This is a genomic window from Paenibacillus xylanilyticus, assembly GCF_009664365.1.
GTDB classification, from domain to species: Bacteria; Bacillota; Bacilli; order Paenibacillales; family Paenibacillaceae; genus Paenibacillus; species Paenibacillus xylanilyticus_A.
Window position 1 is genome coordinate 3,177,169 of record NZ_CP044310.1, and the last position, 21,792, is coordinate 3,198,960.

The window sequence follows — 21,792 nt, forward strand, 5'->3', positions numbered from 1 at the left end:
CCATTAAACCTGGATAAATTGAACGAAATACCAAAAAAGGACCAGACATTTAGTCAGGTCCTTTTTTAATTATTGCATATCAATTAACACGATGGTATGATCAGTTCACGAGTAACTTTATGTAAATTAGCATAGAAATTCTATCTTATATTTTTATTGTAGCATGCCGCTAAAATCTTGTCAAAGGATTTTTTCTCAATTTGATGATTAGGAGAGATGTTGAATGAGTTCTATGGTTCTCAGTTTCCAGGAGATCGAAAAGACACAGCTTTCGCTTGTGGGTGGAAAGGGTTTGAATCTAGGCGAATTATCTAAGAGGGAAGGGATACAGGTTCCTGAGGGCTTTTGTGTGACAACGTTGGGATACCAGAAAGCCATTGAACAGAACATCACATATCACTCTTTACTCGATCGACTAACGATGCTTCATGCAGAAGAACGAGATCAAATTGGTGAAATCAGCAGAGAGATTCGGCAGATCATTATGGATATGGAAATTCCTTACGATGTTGTCGAGGCAGTAAGCCGCTACCTCAGCCAGTATGGAGATGAACATGCATATGCGGTGCGTTCCAGTGCAACAGCCGAGGATTTGCCACATGCTTCTTTTGCAGGTCAGCAGGATACCTATTTGAACATCATCGGCAAGGAAGCCATACTGGAGCATATTCGCAAATGCTGGGCGTCCCTTTTCACGGATCGTGCTGTAATCTACCGCATGCAGAACGGATTCGATCATAGCCAGGTATACTTGGCTGTTATTATTCAAAAGATGATTTTCTCGCAGGCTTCAGGAATTTTATTTACTGCCGACCCCATGACGTCCAGCCGAAAACTTTTATCGATCGATGCCAGCTATGGTTTGGGAGAAGCACTGGTTTCCGGGTTGGTATCTGCTGATGGTTATAAGGTACGGGAAGAAGAAATTGTCGATAAGAGAATTGCAACCAAAACACTCGCAATCTATGCTCGAAAAGAAGGTGGGACTGAGACGCGAACCATTCAATCTGATCAGCAAAAAGCTCAAACACTCACGGATCATCACATTTTGGAGTTAGCTCGGATAGGAAGACAGATTGAAGCTTACTTTGGTTGCCCGCAGGATATTGAGTGGTGCTTGTCCGATGGCACTTTCTACATTGTCCAGAGCCGACCAATTACAACGTTATTTCCGATCCCTGAAGTGAATGATCAAGAAAATCATGTGTATGTATCTGTCGCCCATCAACAAATGATGACGGATTCCATCAAACCACTCGGACTGTCATTTTATATCATGACAACTCCTGCACCCATGCGTGTAGCGGGCGGAAGGTTGTTCGTGGATGTAACGCCTATGCTTGCCTCACCTGTCACCAGAGATCATATAGTGAATGCCCTTGGGAAATCCGATCCGCTTATCAAAGACGCCTTAATGACCGTAATTGAACGAGGAGATTTTGTGAAATCATTATCGAACGACAACCAACTAGAGAATTCCGGTAAAGGTGATAAAGATTTGCCCCCAGCAGGCACTCAAACTCCAATCCATGAACAAGATCCTTTCATCGTTACTGATTTGATCAAGAACAATGAAGCATCTATAGAAGCATTGAAACAAAAGATTCAAACAAAATCAGGATCTGACTTGATTGATTTTATTCAGGAAGATATCCAGGAACTTAGAAGGATTTTATTTGATCCACGAAGTTCAGCTGTAATAACAACCTGTATGAACGCTTCATTCTGGCTCAATGACAAGATGAACGAATGGTTGGGCGAAAAAAACGCAGCAGATGTAATCTCCCAGTCTGTTCCTAACAATATCACGTCCGAAATGGGGCTGGCCCTATTAGATGTCGCAGATGTGATTCGTCCTTATCCTGAGGTCGTTGAATACTTACAACATGTACAAAAGGATCAATTCCTTGATGATCTTGTTCAATTCACTGGTGGCCAGGAAGCACAAGAAGCGATCCATGCCTATCTTGAGCGATATGGAATGCGCTGTGCCGGAGAGATTGATCTGACTCGAACTCGCTGGATTGAAAAACCATTGACACTTGTTCCCCTGATTCTGGGTAATATCAAACACTTTGAACCTAATGAAGGGAGCCGTAAGTTTGAGCAAGGGCGACAGGAGGCTTTGAGAAAAGAAGAGGAATTATTGAAGCGATTGAAGCAGCTGCCTGATGGAGGGCAGAAAGCACAAGAAACCAAAGAAAAGATCGACATCATTCGAAATTTGAGCGGGTACAGAGAGTACCCTAAATACGGCATGGTTCATCGTTACTTCATTTATAAGAAGGCATTGCTCAAGGAAGCCGAGCGACTAGTTCAAGCGGGTGTTTTGCGGGAAAAAGAAGATATAAATGATCTTACTTTTGAAGAACTACGCGAAGCGGTGAGTACTCGTAAAGTAGATGACCAGATGATCCGCAGGCGAAAAGACGAATACAAGCGATATGAAAAACTGACCCCACCACGTGTGATCACGTCAGATGGCGAAATTATTACAGGTAAGTATAAAAGAGATAACCTCCCAGCCGAAGCATTAGTGGGTCTCGCTGTCTCTTCCGGTGTTATTGAAGGACGTGCACGTGTGATTCTGAACATGGAGGAAGCTGAGCTGGAAGCTGGAGATATTCTCGTTACTGCTTTTACGGACCCTAGCTGGACACCACTATTCGTATCCATCCAAGGGCTAGTCACCGAAGTAGGTGGATTGATGACCCATGGAGCTGTTATTGCACGTGAGTACGGCTTGCCTGCAGTGGTTGGTGTGGAGAATGCAACGAAACATATAAAAGACGGGCAGCGAATTCGTGTGCATGGAACCGAAGGGTATATTGAAATCTTGTCGTTGTAGTTACAACTTCAAAAGGGCAGCATGAGATTGAGTTTAGGACTAAATTAGTTCCAGTTAGAGATATGCATGTTACCTACAAGCCGCTAGTTTAGCGGCTTTATTTTGTTTTTGCGGAACAAGTTAATTCGTATGGTAGTCAACGCTTACAAATGGTCGTATAGTAGTAATATGTGATTCGTGGCGTGAACATGGTTCACAGTGTGCAATAATAAAAGATTCTACATAGAAGGACGGATAAACATGGACTTTAAACCGCTTGTTTCATTTATTGATCGCGTCACATCCTGGAGAATTCCGTGGGCAGAAGTGATGGTCATTCATCAAAATGACACCGTTTTCCACTATCGTAACGGTTACGCTAATCTGGAGGAGAAAACACCAATCACCGATGGGGCCATCTTCAATCTCTATTCCATGACCAAAATCATGACCTGCGTTGCAGCACTTCAACTTGTAGAAAGAGGGCATATGCTGCTCAGTGATCCAGTGTCCGACTATCTGCCGGAGTTTGCCGAGATGAATGTGAAGAAAGTCATGCCAAATGGTGAGGTCAGACTGGATAAAGCAACAAAAGCTATTACGGTACGTGATTTATTTACAATGACGGCGGGCTTCTCGTATGACGTTGGTGCGCCATCTATCAAAGAAGCCGTGCAGAGCACCGATGGAAAACTGCCAACAAGAGAGTTTGCGAAAGCACTTGCGAAGGAACCGCTTCTATTTGAGCCAGGCACACATTGGAACTATAGCATGTGTCACGATGTGCTGGGAGCATTGATCGAGGTCGTAAGCGGCAGACGATTTGGAACATATCTGCAGGATGAGATCACTGGTCCACTCGGCATGAACGATACAGCTTTTGATCTGAACGACGAGCAGCAGTCACGTCTGATTCCACAGTACGCATACAATGATGAACTCGAAAAAGCCATCCGCATGGACGGTAACGGGTTCCGTGTTGGTACGGAATTGGAGAGCGGAGGCGCGGGACTGCTATCTACCGTACGCGATTATGCGTTGTTCCTGAACGCACTCACGGGTCATGGTACCAGTCCTGAAGGTGTTCGGATTTTGTCGCAGGCATCCGTGGAATTAATGCGAACAGATCATCTGAATGAGATGACGCGCCCTGATTACTCTTGGGATCATATGGGTGGATATGGGTTTGGACTCGGGGTCCGTACGCATATCTCCAAGTCAGAAAGCGGTTCTCTAAGCCCTCATGGCGAATTTGGCTGGAGCGGCGCTGCCGGTTGCATGGCGATTATTGATCCTGACTCTGGGCTCACTGTCATGTATGCACAGCATCTGCTTAATAGCCAAGAGCCTTACATTCAGAGACGTTTGCGCAATGTTGTATACTCCTGCCTTTAATTTTGAAGACAAAAGCAGAGCATCAGTAATCAAACCAAGTTTGCTGGGAAAGCGTAATTTTACAAGATCATCATATATAAGATATATCCTTAAAATGAAAGAGCAGGGACGCGTGTAATAACGTGTCCCTGCTTCTTATTTTTTTGTCTAGTTGTATCTGTAGTAAGTATCTACATTGGAATTAAGACCACCATGAAAAGTCTGAAGCAACTATTACATGAATAGATTCAGTTTCATTTAAGCTACCTGTTTTATAGTTGATTTGTACTCAAGAAGAGCTTGGTCAAGTTCACGGAGTCAATCGTTTTAACTTGCTTAATAAAGCAAATACATCATACAGCGTACATCGTACGTAAGGAGAAATGCACATGAAAATCAGAAAATTGAGATCCGTCAGAACAAGGCTTGCAGCTTCACTGCTCGCCATGCTATTGCTTCCTAGCCTGGTCATCGGGGGATTTTCATACTTCTCGGCCAAGAATCAGGTGGATACACAGCTTGCCAATATGGCGGATACAGACATTTCATTAGTAAGCAGCATGGTTGATCAATACATACAAAGTAAAATAGCAGATGTGGGACAGATATTCGAGTCCATTTCATCCGTGGGAAATCCGGATATGCTGTTAAATGCCTATACCAAAAACCATCCGGAAGCAGAAGCTGCGGTATATGTTACGGATGATGGTCAATTTTCATATAGCTCAATTACCCAGAACGAACCAAGCAATTACAATCCACAGGATCAAGAGTTTTATGCCAAAGCGGTCGCTAGCCCTAAAGATGTCGTATTCTCCGAGCCTTATACCTCTGAACAGTCGGGCAGAACTATTGTAGATGTGGCTCAAGCGTCAAGTGACGGAAAATCCGTCGTTGCCATTTCACTGGACTTAAGCACACTGCAGGAAACTGTTGGGGATATTCGAATTGGGGATAATGGTTTTGTCGTTATTTTTAGTGCTAATAGTTCCATGATTGTGTCACCGTCTTGGGGATCGGAGGGTTCAGGCACGGTAGGAGAAGCACCGGAATCGGGTGATACGCCGCAGGACGTTTCCTCGAATCTCGAACAGGTAGCTCCTCAAGAGGGCGAAGGGTCCCCAGCATCCATGTTGGATGAAGACTCCGGGCAGATTGAGCAAACATCACCGGAAGGAGAAACGCGTGAACTAGTGTATATAACCAACGCGTTGACAGGATGGAAGATTGCTGGTGATCGCTCTCCCATCGAGGTCGCACAGGCGGCTGAACCCATCTGGAACAATACACTTCTGGTCATCCTTGTCTTTGTTCTGCTTGGCTTTGGACTCACTGTAGTCATTGTACGTTCCATTACCAAGCCATTACAAACGTTGAATGAGTTTTCCATTGAAGTAGGGCAAGGGGACTTGAGCCGTAATACATCGATTACTTCGCGAGACGAATTTGGTGATTTGGGTGAAGCCTATGATCAAATGGTGGGATCCCTGAATGGGATTGTATCTGAAGTTGCAAATTCCTCCAGTCAGCTTGCTGCGGCTTCTGAGCAGTTATCTGCGAATGCTGAACAAGGTGCAACGTCAACAGAGCATATCACACAAATCATTGAACAGATGGCACAAGGTGCTGATCGCCAGGTGCTGCTTGTTGAACAAAGCATGCGAACCATTCAGGATGTTGCTGGAAACATGGGACATATTGCAGACAACGCCTCTACTACAGCTGTAGCCACAGCTCACGTAGCCCAAAAATCGAAAGAAGGTGGGGAGGTTATTCAGGGAGCTGTGTCGCAAATGAGCACCATTCATCAGTCTGTCAACCACGTGTCGGATGGTATCAATCATCTGGTTCAGATTTCGCAGGAGATTGGACAGATCATTAAGGTAATCTCCGATATCTCCAGGCAAACTAATTTGCTTGCATTAAATGCTTCGATTGAAGCAGCCCGAGCAGGCGAGCACGGTAGAGGATTTGCGGTCGTAGCCAGAGAAGTGGGAACGCTGGCTGAGCAAGCAGCTCAATCTGCCGAACAGGTAAACGTACTGATTGGATCTATTCATGAAGGAATCAAGCAGGCTGAAGGTTCCATGGGTGCAGCAATGGGTGAGGTTTCAACAGGAATGATCATCATGGATCATGCCGGACGTCTGTTCGAAGAAATTAACCTCTCTGTGGACACTGTTAATGGCAAAGCAGGCGAAGTGTCTACGATGGCGGAACATATTGTGAAGGAGACTTCCCATGTTGTGGCTGCAATTGAGGACATCTCTCATCTGTCCCACGAAACAGCAGCAGGAGCCCAAACTGTATCCGCAGCAACCGAGGAGCAGTTAGCCTCCATGCAAGAAATCAGTTCATCATCCACTTACCTGGCGCGTATGGCGGCAAGACTTCAGAAGTTGACGGAAAAATTCAAAGTCTAATATGATAAATAATTTTAACACAATTACAAGTCGCTATGTTTAGCGGCTTTTTTTGTTTCAAGTTTGGAGTCTGTCTTTCCAATGCACAATGCATATACACGTGAATAATCGTCATAATAAGGAAAAGCTGCTTGAAGAAGGGAGTGGAGTGGGATAATGAACGAAGCATCAGGCACAATCTCGAAAGATGATAGCATTACACCAAGTTTGAACGAATCCACCGCCAGAATTCAAGAAATCTTTACGAATACTCCCGACTTGATCATTCGGAAACTATACATTAAACAAACCGGTGAACAAGCTGCCATCATATACATGGACGAAATGACTGACAAAACGATATTTAATCGTGATGTCCTTGCCCCACTTCAGCTAGAGTCCGGGAACCCGTCTGAAGATTTCATTACAACAGTGGGGTATGTAAAACCTTATTCTAAATGGGAGGACCTCAAACTTTCCATTATGATCGGCTATAGTATGCTTTTTATTGAAGGACGAAGTGAAGCCTATGTACTGGATACCAAAGGTATTCCTCAGCGTGCAATTGAAGACCCCCAGCAAGAGCCTTCACTGAAAGGGGCCCATCAGGGATTTATAGAAAACGGTTCTCAAAATATAGCCATGATTCGGCGTTATGTCGCGGACAAAGAACTAAAGTTGAAACGGTATATCGTTGGGACACGAGGACAGACTGCCGTCTCCCTGCTTTATCTGGAGGATGTGGTTGATCCTGAGATCGTACAAGTTCTTGAAGAACGCATTCAATCCATTGATGTAGACGCCATTATTAACACGGGCGAATTAGTTGAGTTTATTGAAGACCAACCGCTTGCTTTGCTTCCCCAGATCATCACAACAGAAAGACCGGATACTGCTGCTTCACAAATACTTCAAGGTCGGTGTGTCGTTGTTGTTGATGGTTCGCCCAGTGTAGTGGTAGCTCCTGTTACGTTTATGTCCTTTTTTCAAACGGTTGATGATTACAGTTCCAGATGGTCCATCTCGTCATTTCTTAGATCATTGCGAATTTTTGCTTTTTTTGTCGCCATCTTTCTGCCGGGTTTTTTCATATCCGTTATTTCATTTCATTATGAAATTATACCCATGAAGCTGTTATTAACCCTTGGTGAATCAAGGGGCCAGGTTCCGTTTCCTCCTTTTGTGGAAGCGATCATCATGGAACTGACTCTTGAAATGCTAAGGGAAGCAGGGGTTCGACTTCCGGCTCCAATTGGTCAGACGGTGGGCATTGTTGGAGGTATTGTCATTGGTCAAGCGGTTGTACAGGCTGGTTTGATCAGCAATGTCATGGTTATCGTAGTCGCGTTTACAGCGATAGCCTCATTCATTATTCCGAATCAGGATATGGCTGCTGCTGTACGATTAATGCGTTTTATGATAATGGTTTTGGCCACCTGGTTCGGGTTCATTGGACTGGTAGTCGGCATGATGACTATAGTCGGCAGATTAATAACGTTGAACTCGCTTAACACTTCTTATAGTACACCTATTGCTCCATTCAGACCTGTAGATTGGAAGGATACCTTACTCCGGTTGCCGTTATGGATGATGAACACGGGCCCGATCAGCACGCGATCACGTCAGACAAGGCGCCAAGGAAATAGCAGGGAATGGAAGGAGAAGAATTAGTACATGAAGACATACCGCCCGATAACGACGCTTCAATTCATTCTTATGATTTCTACTTTCCAGATCAGTGTTGCCTTCCTGGCTCTTCCAAGAGAGCTTGCAAGACATGCGGGAACGGATGGTTGGATGACGGTCTTTTTGGGATGGGGACTCGTGATGTTAGCCTCCATGGCCATGGTGAAATTAATGAAATATAATCCGGATAGTACAATACTTGAATTAGTTCAGCGTTATATGGGCCGGTGGGCGGCAAAACTGGTTACTTTTCTATTTATGGTTTATTTTTTGCTGCTCGCCTATGATGGTTACGCGGTTGCTACGCTTGTCATTAAACTCTGGTTGCTGCCGACGACGTTAATTTATATTCTGGCCTTTCTGCTTCTGATCCCTACCTACCAGATTGCGCAGCATGGATTTCAGGTGATCGGGCGGTACACCGAAATTGTTTCGATGCTCTCCATGTGGATTCCCCTCGTTTATGTGTCAACGCTGAATCGTGCTCACTGGCTTTACTTGCTCCCGCTATTTAAAGAGGGTTGGCTTCCCATATTTACTTCCATAAAAATCATGATCTATCCCTTACTGGGCATTGTAATGGTTTTATTTTCTGTACCCTCATTTGGTGAAAAAGGAAAAGGCGATGACTGCTATGGTAATCTCCAATTCCCTGACTTGCCTGGCATATTTGGGGATCACCATTATTTGCTTTGTTTATTTTAGTCCTGATGAGATCGGAGAATACAATGATCCGGTGATTAGCATTTTGAAATCTATTGAATTTCAATTTATTGAACGGGTCGAAGTGTTGTTTATTGCATTTTATTTGTTTATCTTCTCATGTATTTGGATTCCCTCCATGCACATTGTTTCCAGATGCTCCGCCTCGTTGCTGGGAAAAGGTAAAGACAATATTCACCTTGCTGCATGGTGTATTGTGATACAGATCAGTTTTTTCATCTATCGCCCGAGTTTTATGGCAGCTGGACAAATCAACAATTCACTGAATCTCATCGGGTTTGTAATGGAATTCGTATTGCCTGCAGCCATTCTTTTGTATGTCGTTATTTTCAAGAAATGGAAGGGAGGGAAACGAACATGAAATGGATTAAAAAAACCGTTATTTCTATTGTAGTTTGCATTTGGTTGTGTTCAATCACAGGATGCGGGAGTGGCAAAACCAATTTGGAAGATGCTACCGTACCATTGGCATTGGGCTTGGATGTCGAAGACCAAAAGCTCCATTATTATGTCTCCGCACCTGTATTCAGCAAAGACATTCAAAAGAAAAGCCGCGAAGCGGAAGGGATAGCTGAGGGATTAAGATCGTCCAGGAATCAGCAGGATGCTCAATTTCCAGGTTCGGTAGGAGGACGGAATTTTCAGGTCATTGTTGTAGGGAAAGAATTACTTAAATATAAAGATTGGTTTAAAGTATTGGATGTGACCTTCCGTGATCCGCGAAATACGATTACCGACAGGATCATCGCAGTGGATGGTCCAGTTTCGGATATCTTTAACTTTCAATCGAAGGATCAGCCGCCAATACTCATGTTTTTAAAAGCGATTGTCGAATCAGGAAGCAAAATTTCGACTACGGTCTCAACAACTGCGCAAGAGCTGCATCGACAATTGTATGACCGAGCAATGACCCCTGCCATCTCGGAGATCAAGATTGAGAATAACAAGATCATGCTTAAAGGAACGACTCTCCTTTCTCAGCAAGCCCTGTACCGAACTTCACTGACCTATCAGGAAACTTCACTTCTTCAAATTTTGAAAAAGGAGGCGGGACCCGGAATCAGTCTCACTTATCCTGTGGATAAACTCCAACAAACTGTTCCGTATAACATAGATAAAGTAAGTTTTACGCTAGGAGGCACCTCAGTAAAGATTAAATCTTCTCATGAGAACGGGAAATTTCGATACAGGGTGAAAGTAAAATCAAATATTGCTATCACGGAAAAGTTTCTTGAATATGAACTTCAGGATAATTTCGGTGACATGGAGAAGAAGTTGAGCGACGGAATGAAAGTAGCGATTGAGAAGCTCATCCAAAAATTCCAGCAGCATGAAATAGACCCTGTCGGTTTTGGATTCTATGCACGGGCTTTTCACTACCCGTTGTATAAGGAAGTGCAGGACCAATGGGCAAAAGAGCTATCCCGTGCCCAGTTTGATGTCGAAGTTGATCTTCGAATCGCTGCCACCGGAGCAGTAGAGTAATCTAACGATCAAGACTATTTCCTATGTTTATGGAATACCGCAATATTTGTTCGTTCTTCTGGTGGTTAGGTGATTGGGATGGAGATGAAAGCCGACTTACAGAAGAACAACGAAACGCAATCGATCATGCTGTTAAGCTCATTGAACGAGAGTTACCTTTTGACGGATGTGACATTAAAATTTTAAGGACTCTCCTTGATTTAAACATAATAAATATTATGTAAACTAATTGTGTGCGAAAATGGATAATCGCAAAGTTATTGTTACCAAAAATCGAACACATAACTAACTCCGTGACACTTGGTATACTCAATTGATCACGAAGTTAGTTCGTTGTCCTTTTTCTTTAACTTAGACAGGGAAAAGTGGGTTTCCCTTCATTCCAATCCACAGTCCGGATGCTTCCAGCTGGCCAGCCAGTTGGAGCAGCCAGTCTTCACGACCTTTGGTTGCCATAACTTGAACGCCCATCGGCAAGCTATCAGCTGTAAGGTGCAGCGGAACACTCATCGCAGGCTGGCCTGTCAGGTTGGCGAGTTGGGTGAAGGGAGTGTAGGTGAGACTTGGTTCAAACATTTCATAGATCAATTGCTGCTGATGCACCTTGTCCAATTCGGTAATCTGCATCAGATGCTGAATTTGCTCCTCATGAGGAGTTAGCTCTCCAACCTTTGGTGCAGGAAAGGCATTAACGGGTGTGATATAGAAGTCGTATCGCTCGAATAGTGTAGACATCTGCGCTGCAGCCACGTCCCATTCGGCAAGACTGTGAACGAATTCCGCGGCCGATACCTTTTTGCCTGCCTCAGCCAGCACCCAAGATTCAATTTCCATATCGCTCGATGTCAAAGATCGGCCCATCGCATGCTCCATGGAGGCGATCATTGCCGCCATTTCACCGCTGTTCATCATATAATAGTTCTCCATCAACCGAACACCGTTGACCGGACTCAATTTTTCCTCCACGTGATGACCTTGTTCCTCCAGCCACCGAACCAGCTTGTACACTGCTTCCTTCGCATCCTCGCTAACAGGGGTACCTACCGGCGAATCCGTGGTATATGCGATCTTCAGTTTGCGTTGGTGCGGATAGCTCATATCGGCCAAGTAACTGCCCGGAAAGAGCGGGGCATGAAACGCGGCTTCAGGCTGAATGACCTGCAGGGTATCCAGTAAGGCGGCACTGTCTCGCACAGTCCGGGATAGTGCGAAGTCGATGGATGCACCTTGCCATTGCCGACCAACCCCTGGTCCAACAGGAGTCCGTCCCCGAGTAGGTTTTAGTCCGAATAGTCCACTGAAGGAGGCTGGAATGCGGATCGAACCACCGCCATCACTGGCTCCGGCCATGGGTACGATTCCCGAAGCAACGGCTGCAGCTGCACCTCCGCTTGAACCCCCTGGTGAATGATTCGTATTCCATGGATTGCGACTCGGACCATGTAGACGTGGCTCAGTAATGTTTTTAAGGCCAAATTCAGGTGTGTTCGTATGCCCAATAATAACGAAGCCTGCATCCCGGAGTCTGGATACAAAGTTAGAATTGCGCAAAGCCCAATGATCCTTCAGAAGACGGGAACCGGAAGTCAGAATTTCCCCCTCCAGCGATTGCGAGATGTCTTTGAGGAGCAATGGAACACCTGCAAAAGGCTGTTCACCAGGACGAACATAGCCGGCTTCCTCGCGTGCGCGTGTTTCATATGTACGAATGACCGCATTAAGCTGCGGATTAACTTCTTCTAGGCGAGCATAAGCCGCTTCCAGCAACTCAACGGGGGAAACTTCCCGTGAGCGAACCAGTTCAGCCAGACCTATGGCATCATAGGACGTATATGAAAATGAAGACATGACGATCGTTCCTCTCCGAATATATGAAATAGTATTAATACCTGTCCATATGTCATCGTACCACTGGAATTATAAAAAGACAAAAGGCACTGCCGATCCAGAAGGATGTGCAGTGCCTTTATGATATAAATAAGATCTTTATTACTCTGTCCGAAGCCTAGGCGCTGCGTCTGCAGCTGTGCCAGATCGTTCCTGCTGTTTGGATATAGCGAACAAAGCAATCCAGATGAGAATGAATCCAAGCAGCTGCTCCCATGTGATGAGTGTCCGGAATGCAATCCAGTTCACAAGCACACCTGCCATGGGGAAGCTCAGCTCAGCCAATGTGGCCACGGAAGCTTTGGTGGACGAGAGACCTTTATAGTATAACAATAGACTCAGTAAACCTGGCAATAGCGCCTGCCCCAGAATGTTGAGCGCAACCGCTGCCTGTTCTCCAGCGCCGGATGGCAAGGTCCACGCTGCACCCTCGTTCCAGGTCATGAAGATCAGCAAGGGCAGAGCTACGACGAAGCGGAGGGAGGTGACCGTCTCATAACGGGTTTGCCCCAGCATCAGTCGGCCCATCACCGTAGAGCCGCCCCATAAGGCAGCAGCGCCAAGTGACAACAGGCTGCCCGCATGAATCCAGTTGTTCCAGTTTCCAAGCGGAAGTGTAAACCCGAATGTAAGCAGATAAGTTCCGATAAGAGCAACAACGAATAACCAGCCGAAGCGGCGCGGCAGTGTTTCCTTCAATAAGAACTTCGCTAAAACAATCGCGAAGATGGGCTGCATTTTTTGCAGCAACAAAACGGTATTCGGATCATTGTGTGTCAGTGCAAGCGTGAATAATACGGTTGCCAGTGCAGAGCCGCCCCATGAGATAAAGATAACGGCGATCCAGTGACGGGCTCGCAATTGTTTCAGGTCGGCGCGGAATTTCCATAAGACGGGTATAGCGACTAAGCTCACGATAATATGTTCCACCAGTACAATTTGAGTAGAGGTCATCGTTTGCAGCAAAATGATGCGGAACAATGGATCTACGCCCCATAGGGCTGCACCGAGAACAACGAGCCAAAATCCGGTATTGCTTCGTTCCTTGCGATAAACGGTTGATGCATGCTGTGTCTTTTCCATATTCAGGACTCCTTCGTCAGAACACGGAATCTTCAGTTGGCAAAATCGACAAAAGCCCCCGTTTTGGCATACACCAAATAAACGGGGGCTCATCCATGAACATATCGTCAGGAAAGAAACCTTCCCATAGGCGGTATGTCATGTGTTGATCTTCTCTCATCCGGACTGTACCGTCGGCCTTGGAGTCACACCAAGTCAGTCGCTGTTGTCCTAAGCAGTCAACAGCGAGTCGCGGGCTGGTTCCGATTGGAACATCACCGCCGGTTGGGAATTGCACCCTACCCCGAAGATCCTATTCAATTTATAGGTTATAGTACAAGTTGTAACATTAATAAGTTCATCTTATTCCTGTAAGCGCTAGCAGTTCAAGCATTTTTTTAGAAAATGATGTTCCAGCTTCCTTGCTGCCTGCGCAGAAGCACAATCTGACCCGCGTGATAAGCGTCGTGAAGAACCCAGCGGGCAAGCGTTTGAGCCCAGTTTTGTTCGGAATCCAAATAGGCTTCTTCAAGTCTGGAATCCTGCAACGTAACCAGGTTATTGTGCAACTGGTCTGCCAGTTCAGTAGTTCGCTCCACAAGTTGGCTCCAGCCAACTTGGTCCAAGGGGTCACCAGGACTGCCAAACGTAGCTTCATTCGATTCGGCAGCGGGTACAGGTGGAGCTTGACCTTGAAGACGCTTTAAAATCCGCTCGTTGTAATAATACATATGATTGACCAGCTGCCATATGCTCAGTCCTCCTGAAGGAGGGATCCAAGCTGCCTGCTCTGAGGTCAGCCCTTCAAGTGCCTTCGACAATGGGACAATCCAGTTACATTGATCCCAGGTATCTTCTTTTTGAATAATCAACACATCTAATGCAGTTGTTACAGACGTCATCTTTAAAGTTCATTCCTCTCTAGTGGAACTCATCTCATGACTTGCGTCTTCATGCTTGTAACTAGCTAATATAGTTTGAAATGGTTACAATTAATATAACACAATCCAAAAGAAAGTAACCATCTTTTTTCGATTTAGATAGTTACAGTAGCGGAGGTTTAGATGGATAGGTTATGGACAGATTTTGTGAATAGCGACTATCATGATTGGCGCGGCGGGGATCGATCTGAAGATAGACTGGGAAAAGCAAGCTGGCAGCAGGATTTCTTGAATCGTTGGCAATTAGAAGCACAAGTGCCGGCATCGACTGAAGAAGAATCCACCATGAGAAGCTTTAGAGATGAGTTACAGTCTTTGGCTATCCGTTTGTCAGCGGGAACGACCCTAACGGAGAAGGATCAGGCATGGTTAAATGACTTTATGCGAAGTGGTGGGGTGATCAGACAACTAATCTCACAGGAGCAAGGACTGGATGTTAAGCTGGTTCCCATCCATGCACATTGGTTTCAGGTGATGGCCGAGGTCGCTGCTGACTTTGCCATGACACTGGTGGAGGGCGAAGGAAAGAGAATTCGATGCTGTGACAACCCGGACTGCCGCTGGGTCTTCTATGATGATACTCGCAGTAGAACACAGAAATATTGCGATGATAAAATGTGCGGCAATCTAATGAAGGTGAGACGTTTTCGAGCGAAACGTAAGCTGGAATCCAGCGGAGAAAAGAATGAAGTTTAAAAATTTAAGAGCAGTCATCACCATAGATAGTAGGTTTGGTGCTCATAATTGATAAACATTAACAATCGGTATATAATGGTTATGTACTAGCGAAAGTATAGTCGCAAATCATATGTAAGGACAAGCAATGCGAATCAGATCATTTTACAAACCATTACGATTGGAGAGGTGTCTCATGGGGACAGGTTATCTATTGAAAAACGGTTGTGTATTATCGATGGATGCTCGTATTGGACAGTTTAACAGGGCAGATGTACTTATTCAGGATTCTTTGATTGCAGCCGTTCAACCGAATATCGAGGTGTCCGATGCAGATGTTGTGGTGATCGACGCATCAGACATGATTGTCATGCCTGGATTGGTGGATACACACCGGCATATGTGGGAATCTCTTGTGAAAACAGCTGGAACGAACTGGTAGCTGCCCGTGTATTTGCAAAATCTGTACTATGGTGCCATGGGAAGCAAGCTTCGACCACAGGACAGCTACATTGCCAATCTCCTGGGTTCTTTGGAAGCGCTTAACGCGGGGGTGACGACGGTACTTGATTGGAGCATGCCATATTCACCTGATCATACCGATGGACTTATTCGTGGGCTGCAGGATGCAGGGATCCGGGCTGTCTTTGCTCACGGTGTTCCAGGGGAAACCGCCTATTGGAATCGGGAAAGTACCCTTTCATACCCGGAGAATATCAGAGGGGTGAAGGAGCGTTATTTCTCCTCTCGTGACCAATTGGTCACGTATGGACTAGCGATTCGCGGCCCAGAGTTTAGCCACTGGGATACGACGGTGCAGGACATTCAGCTCGCAGAAGAACTGGACGCAATTTGTTCCATGCATGTCGGGTTTGGCAGCTGGGGATCAGCTGACCGTTCCATTAGCCGAATGTACGAGGCAGGACTGCTTACCCCGCGAATTAATGTCGTTCACGGCAATACGATGGGCATGGATGAATTCAAAATGCTGGCAGACACGGGAGCCTCTTTGTCAGTTACGCCTGAAGTAGAGATGATGATGGGTCATGGCTATCCGGCTACAGGATATTTTCTCGAACATGGTGGCACGCCAACGCTTGGTGTGGACGTGGTGACTTCGACAGGTGGAGATATGTTTTCACAGATGAAATTTGCGCTGCAAGCTGAGCGTTCCAGAACAAACGAGTTATTGCTTGCGCAGGGTGAAATGCCGGGAGAGCTGAGTTTGCAAGCGAGTCAGGTACTGCGATTTGCAACTTCGGCCGGTGCACAGGCTTTAGGGCTCGAGCGAAAAACAGGCTCAGTCATACCGGGAAAAGAAGCGGATTTAATTATGATTCGTACAACGGACCTGAATTTGTTCCCCGTTCACGATCCAATCGGTGCTGTTGTGCAATTCGCCAATCCATCCAATGTGGACACGGTCTTTGTTGCAGGAAAACTTGTGAAGCGAAATGGTAAGCTGCTGCATGTGAACCTGGACGACATTCGAAGCAAAGCGATGGAAAGTAAGGAATATTTATTAACCCAGTATCGATTGTCTGATGCGGATCGGATTGTATTTTCTTAAAGAATCTGCAGAAGTAAAGTAAAAGAGCCGTTACATAAGCACGGCTCTTTTTTATTAAATCCATTTCGTCATATTTACAAAACCAATCGGTATTAAAGCAAGGGTTGTTGACAAATATAACGCTTTCCACTAAGATAGCCATATAAGTTAATAATGAATTTAATCAGGATTGTTACTGATCAGCAGGCAAGACCGATTGATGATGCAAACATGCAGAATGGTTCTTCATGTATGCATAATTAATGGTCTTTTTTTGTTGTCAAATTTTGTTAACGTTTCATGTTAAAAGGAGATTCCTATGAAGATCACACGAATTATTAACAATAATGTCGTCTGTGCAGTGAATGAAAGACGCCAGGAGATGATGCTTTTAGGCAGTGGCATTGGTTTTCAGAAGAAAAAGGGAGACAATGTGGACACAGTCAAGATTGAAAAAGAATTTTTTCTGAAATCCAAAAATGTATCAGGCAAATTATATGCCCTGCTGGCACAAATCCCGATGGAATATATTCGTGTGTCCGACAGTATTATTCAATACGCCAAGCAGTCCTTAGACAAGGAACTTAATGAAAATATATATCTGACGTTAACGGATCATATTAATTTTGCTGTGGCGCGTTATAATCAGGGGATGAATTTTAATAATGCTTTGTTGTCTGAAATTAAAGCGTTTTACTCCAATGAATTTCGTGTAGCCATGAAAGCTCGGGATATGATTAATGAAGAATTTAATATCTCGCTGCCTGAAGATGAGGCTGGATTCATTGCGCTTCATATTGTTAATGCTGAACTGGGTTCCGATATGGAAGAAACCATGAAGATAACGCAGTTTATTCATAAAGTCTTGAATATTATTCGATATCAGTTTAATATTCGTTTCAATGAAAGCTCGCTCCATTATTCCAGACTTGTTACTCATTTGAAGTTTTTCGCGTATCGCTTGTTTAATAATACCGTTGTAAAAAGTGGCGATAGTGATTTTCTCCATATTATTAAAGAAAAATACGTGCAAGAATATCAATGTAGTCTCCGTATTGCGCAGCTGATTCGAGTTGACTACGGAAAAGAACTGACGGAAGATGAATTGGTGTATTTAACGGTTCATATCAAAAGGGTTATTGATGAAGAGAAGGATTGATTCATCAGCCCACTATAATGACTATACTAGGATTGTTACTGGTGAGGCAGGCAAGACCTAGAGTTCCATCGTGTATAGAGCTTATCTATATTCGATAGAATTCTAGGTCTTTTTTTATACAAAAAAATGGTTAAGGGGGAGAAGTACATGAAACATGAAAGCACAGCCGCCGAGATTTTAAAGCTGGTCGGTGGAGAGAAAAATGTAGACAGTGTAACGCACTGTGCTACCAGGCTGCGATTTAATCTAAAGGACGAGAAGGTCGCGAATGATGAAGCTTTAAAAAATGTACAAGGTGTTGTGGGTGTTGCCAGCAGCGGTGGGCAGTATCAGGTTATTATTGGTAACGAGGTAAACAATGTGTATAAAGCGTTGACCCAGCTGGGGAACTTCGGAAGCAAAAATGATGCTCCATCAGTGAAAAAAGGGAAACTGACTACGCTTCTGGACACCATCTCCGGTATCTTTACACCCATTCTGCCAGCCATGATTGGTTGCGCCATGATCAAAGCCGTTCTGCTTATCTTAAAAACATTCGATCTCGTTGATCTGGATGGACAGTTTAATACCATCATGACCTTTATCGGTGATGCAGCTTATTACTTCTTGCCGATGCTGCTTGCCTGGAGTGCGGCAGTTAAGCTTAAGGCTAACGTAGGATTTGCGTTAACGATCGCAGGTGTGCTGCTGCATCCCACCTTTGCAGCGTTGATGACTGCAGGTGAGCCAATCACGTTCTTGGGGCTGCCAGTCACTTCTGCGACGTACACTTCGTCGGTCATACCCATTATTCTAGCGGTTTGGATTTTGTCCTATGTCGAACGCTTTGCCGAAAAGTATTCTCCTTCGGTCATTAAATCCATTCTTAAACCATTGATCGTGATTCTGGTTATGGCGCCACTAACGTTGATCGTGCTCGGTCCGATCGGTGCAATCGCGGGTAACTATCTTGCGTCAGCTGTTTCATTTGTCAATACACATGCAGGATGGTTGGTTTCTGGTATTATCGGCGGAGCCTTCCCTTTCCTGATTATGACAGGTATGCATTATAGCTTGGGACCTGTGGTGCTCACTGCGTATGCACAGACTAAGACGGATAGTATCGTTGGCCCAGGTATGCTTGTACACAATATTTCTCAGGGTGCAGCTGCCCTTGCAGTCGCTTTGAGAACGAAAAATAAAGCGTTCAAACAGGTTGCATATTCTACCAGCATAACTTCATTACTCGGAATTACCGAGCCCGCCTTGTTTGGTGTAAATCTACGCTTGAAAAAGCCATTGATCGCTGTAATCGTTGGTGGCGCTGTAGCCGGTATTTATGTTGGATTGTTCGGTGTAGCTCGATCGGCTCTCGGAATTGCAGGTATAGCTACGCTGCCGGCATTTATCACGTATCATCCATGGAATCTGGTTCATGCGGCCATTGGTTGTGTGATTGCATTTGTAGTTACCTTCTTAATGACTCTTATCTTGGGATTTGAAGATGTACCTGAGGATGGAAAGACTCAAGATTCACAAGAAAAATCTCCTACAACTAATCGTGTGACTGTTGCTGACGTTTCGGAACGTGTTCTTACTGCACCATTAACAGGAAAAGTTTTAGAGTTATCAACGATAAAAGATGAAGCATTTGCATCGGGGGCGATGGGAAAAGGTGTTGCCATTGAGCCTACGGTTGGGAAACTTGTGGCACCTGCTGATGGCGTCGTATCTGCAGTGTTTCCTACTTCTCATGCGATCGGCATTAGTACCAAGAATGGTGCTGAACTTCTGATTCATATCGGTATGAATACCGTGAAACTGAAAGGGGAGCATTTCAAGGTTTATGTCCAAGAAGGTGATGAAGTAAAAGCTGGAGATTTACTCATTGAATTTGATACAAATGCAATTGCATCTAAAGGATACGATCTGACTACACCGATTATTGTTACGAATTCAGATGATTTCGTAGATGTGATCAGCACGGACAAAGCATCCATTGCGATTGGTGAGAAACTCATCAAGATTATTTAAGGAGGAATTGGTTTCATGAATAATAAAAATGGTTTCCCGGACTCATTTATGTGGGGCGGTGCAACAGCGGCGAATCAATATGAAGGTGCTTGGAATCTTGACGGTAAAAAGGCGAGTACCGCCGATATGATGACGGGAGGAACCCATACGGTTCCCCGTCGCATTACCATAACGACTGAAGAGGGAGTTCATTATCCTTCTCATGAAGCGGTAGATTTTTACCATCATTACAAGGAAGATATCCGTTTGTTCGCAGAGATGGGGTTCCGCTGCTACAGAATGTCCATTGCATGGTCCAGAATCTTCCCTAACGGAGACGATGCGACCCCAAATGAAGCTGGTCTCCAATTTTACGACAATGTGTTTAATGAACTGAAAAAGTATAATATTGAACCGATCGTTACGATTTCCCATTATGAAGCTCCATTTGCTTTAACTAAGAAATTCAACGCTTGGGCTTCCAGGGAAATGATCGATTGTTACGTGAAGTATTGCGACGCCATCTTTAATCGTTACCAAGATGTGGTGAAGTATTGGATCACATTCAACGAGATCAATAGTCTTATTGTTCCGGCAGGTGCCTACTTGGCAGGAGGACTTCTGGTTGATAAAGATGGCGGTGTATTTAACAATACATCAGTAGACAGCACGCAGATGAGATTTCAAGCGCTGCACCATCAATTCGTGGCGAGTGCCAAAGCGGTCAAACTTGCGCATGAGATCAATCCAGACTTCAAACTAGGCTGCATGATCAATTACAGTCATGGCTACGGAAGTACATGCAGACCGGAAGATATGTTACAAGCGCTGAGAATGGATCAAATCAACAACATGATGAGCAGCGATGTGCAAGTTAGAGGGGAATACCCTGACTTTGCGAAGCGATACTTTGAAGAGAAAAATATTCATATACAAATGGCCGAAGGCGATGAGGAAATTCTGAAACAAGGCTGTGTGGATTTCTACAGCTTCAGCTACTACAAATCTCATGTGGTAGGTACACGACCAGAGGGGGATGAAACCCAAGGTAACGTTTTCGGTGGATACAAAAATCCATATCTGAAAGCCACAGACTGGGGTTGGCAGATCGATCCGGTTGGACTCCGGTACGTGCTGAACCATGTATATGATCGGTATCGCATCCCGATGATGGTTGTAGAGAACGGCCTGGGTGCAGTTGATGTCGTTGAAGAGGATGGCACCATTAACGATACGTACCGAATTGAGTTTTTACGGGCTCACATTGAACAAATGAGAGAAGCAGTCCGTGACGGCGTTAACCTGATCGGTTACACAGCCTGGGGCTGCATTGATATTGTTAGTGCTTCCACGGGTGAAATGGCCAAGCGCTATGGCTTCATACACGTGGACAAGGATAACGAAGGCAAAGGCACGCTGAAGAGAAGCAAAAAGAACAGCTTCTACTGGTATAAAAAAGTGATTGAAACCAATGGACAGGATTTGAGCTGGGAGTAAAGCTCGTCTACATCTTTGGCCGAAATCATTGGTCGAGAGACACCTGTATGACACATAAATATATTGCATTGAAAGGAGCCGCTAAATGTAGCGGCTTTTTTCTGTATATAAATGATAGGAGGTCCACTATCGACGAGAGTAGGGGTGGAGACGTAGCCTTCAGACGAATTTTGGCGCGAAGTGACAGCGGAAAAAGACGAAAAAGTTCTTTATTTACGTAAATGCTTATAACAACGATTTAAGGTGGTTTATGCCTTTATAAAAGCACTCAAAAAACTGCGCATAATATAAATTATACGCAGTTTTGTTTTAAATCGATTTTCATTTGGCGACCTATCCAACAGTTCATGATATTATTCGCCTCAAAAGCACAAAATATTACTGTGATTAAAAATAAATTTAGCATAGCAACGCGACAACGTGTAGAATACGATAGATTTTTGTAGGTGATCGGTATTATAGAACAAACGACTTTTTTATAGAACAGATCGAGATGAAGCAGCTAGGAAGATATACTTCAATCTACGTTTGTA

The 21,792-nt window shown here is 44.7% G+C and carries 14 protein-coding genes, 1 pseudogene and 1 riboswitch; of the genes and pseudogenes, 12 read left to right on the forward strand and 3 right to left on the reverse strand.

The annotated features are described in order from the left end of the window. The first annotated feature begins 223 nt into the window (after positions 1 to 223). The 7 genes from ppsA to F4V51_RS14290 all read left to right on the forward strand — a co-directional run bounded on the left by ppsA (position 224) and on the right by F4V51_RS14290 (position 10,497). Entirely contained in the window at positions 224 to 2,848 is a 2,625-nt protein-coding gene (ppsA, locus tag F4V51_RS14265; protein ID WP_153978486.1) for a phosphoenolpyruvate synthase, read from the forward strand. A 240-nt stretch (positions 2,849 to 3,088) separates the two neighbouring features. Continuing rightward, complete coding sequence (locus F4V51_RS14270) at positions 3,089 to 4,222, forward strand: serine hydrolase domain-containing protein (RefSeq protein ID WP_153978487.1); 1,134 nt, start codon at positions 3,089 to 3,091, stop codon at positions 4,220 to 4,222. Positions 4,223 to 4,590: 368 nt separating this feature from the next. Continuing rightward, positions 4,591 to 6,624 (forward strand): methyl-accepting chemotaxis protein, encoded by a 2,034-nt coding sequence (locus F4V51_RS14275; RefSeq protein ID WP_153978488.1) that lies wholly within the window; start codon positions 4,591 to 4,593, stop codon positions 6,622 to 6,624. A 156-nt stretch (positions 6,625 to 6,780) separates the two neighbouring features. Continuing rightward, positions 6,781 to 8,274 (forward strand): spore germination protein, encoded by a 1,494-nt coding sequence (locus F4V51_RS14280; RefSeq protein ID WP_153978489.1) that lies wholly within the window; start codon positions 6,781 to 6,783, stop codon positions 8,272 to 8,274. A 3-nt stretch (positions 8,275 to 8,277) separates the two neighbouring features. Next, positions 8,278 to 8,994, forward strand: a complete 717-nt coding sequence (locus F4V51_RS29260) for a GerAB/ArcD/ProY family transporter (RefSeq protein ID WP_268893537.1) — start codon at positions 8,278 to 8,280, stop codon at positions 8,992 to 8,994. Further along, positions 8,924 to 9,373 carry a GerAB/ArcD/ProY family transporter gene (locus F4V51_RS29265; RefSeq protein ID WP_268893538.1) on the forward strand — a complete coding sequence of 150 codons (450 nt, stop codon included), beginning with the start codon at positions 8,924 to 8,926 and terminating at the stop codon, positions 9,371 to 9,373. The genes F4V51_RS29260 and F4V51_RS29265 overlap by 71 nt, the downstream gene beginning before the upstream one ends. Beyond that, entirely contained in the window at positions 9,370 to 10,497 is a 1,128-nt protein-coding gene (locus F4V51_RS14290; RefSeq protein WP_153978490.1) for a Ger(x)C family spore germination protein, read from the forward strand. Before F4V51_RS29265 ends, F4V51_RS14290 begins: the two co-directional genes overlap by 4 nt. A 351-nt stretch (positions 10,498 to 10,848) precedes the next feature. On the opposite strand, the gene F4V51_RS14295 is transcribed toward F4V51_RS14290, so the two are convergent. The 3 genes from F4V51_RS14295 to F4V51_RS14305 all read right to left on the reverse strand — a co-directional run bounded on the left by F4V51_RS14295 (position 10,849) and on the right by F4V51_RS14305 (position 14,348). Then, complete coding sequence (locus F4V51_RS14295) at positions 10,849 to 12,345, reverse strand: amidase (protein ID WP_153978491.1); 1,497 nt, start codon at positions 12,343 to 12,345, stop codon at positions 10,849 to 10,851. Positions 12,346 to 12,486: 141 nt separating this feature from the next. Continuing rightward, positions 12,487 to 13,467 (reverse strand): DMT family transporter, encoded by a 981-nt coding sequence (locus F4V51_RS14300; RefSeq protein ID WP_153978492.1) that lies wholly within the window; start codon positions 13,465 to 13,467, stop codon positions 12,487 to 12,489. A gap of 144 nt (positions 13,468 to 13,611) precedes the next feature. After that, a riboswitch (FMN riboswitch) is annotated at positions 13,612 to 13,762 on the reverse strand. Between the two features lie 82 nt (positions 13,763 to 13,844). Further along, a complete protein-coding gene (locus F4V51_RS14305) occupies positions 13,845 to 14,348 on the reverse strand; it encodes a DinB family protein (RefSeq protein WP_153978493.1) in 504 nt (167 codons plus the stop codon). A 162-nt stretch (positions 14,349 to 14,510) separates the two neighbouring features. Here F4V51_RS14305 and F4V51_RS14310 point away from each other — a divergent pair, with 162 nt between their 5' ends. From F4V51_RS14310 to F4V51_RS14330, 5 genes and pseudogenes are all read left to right on the forward strand, one after another. Next, on the forward strand, positions 14,511 to 15,083 hold the full coding sequence (locus F4V51_RS14310) for a CGNR zinc finger domain-containing protein (protein ID WP_153978494.1): 573 nt from the start codon (positions 14,511 to 14,513) through the stop codon (positions 15,081 to 15,083). A gap of 175 nt (positions 15,084 to 15,258) precedes the next feature. Then, positions 15,259 to 16,632, forward strand: a pseudogene (locus F4V51_RS14315) (amidohydrolase family protein). A 298-nt stretch (positions 16,633 to 16,930) separates the two neighbouring features. Next, complete coding sequence (licT, locus tag F4V51_RS14320; protein WP_153978495.1) at positions 16,931 to 17,770, forward strand: BglG family transcription antiterminator LicT; 840 nt, start codon at positions 16,931 to 16,933, stop codon at positions 17,768 to 17,770. Between the two features lie 147 nt (positions 17,771 to 17,917). After that, on the forward strand, positions 17,918 to 19,783 hold the full coding sequence (locus tag F4V51_RS14325; RefSeq protein ID WP_162009936.1) for a beta-glucoside-specific PTS transporter subunit IIABC: 1,866 nt from the start codon (positions 17,918 to 17,920) through the stop codon (positions 19,781 to 19,783). A 15-nt stretch (positions 19,784 to 19,798) separates the two neighbouring features. Beyond that, complete coding sequence (locus tag F4V51_RS14330) at positions 19,799 to 21,259, forward strand: glycoside hydrolase family 1 protein (protein ID WP_153978497.1); 1,461 nt, start codon at positions 19,799 to 19,801, stop codon at positions 21,257 to 21,259. Positions 21,260 to 21,792 lie beyond the last annotated feature (533 nt).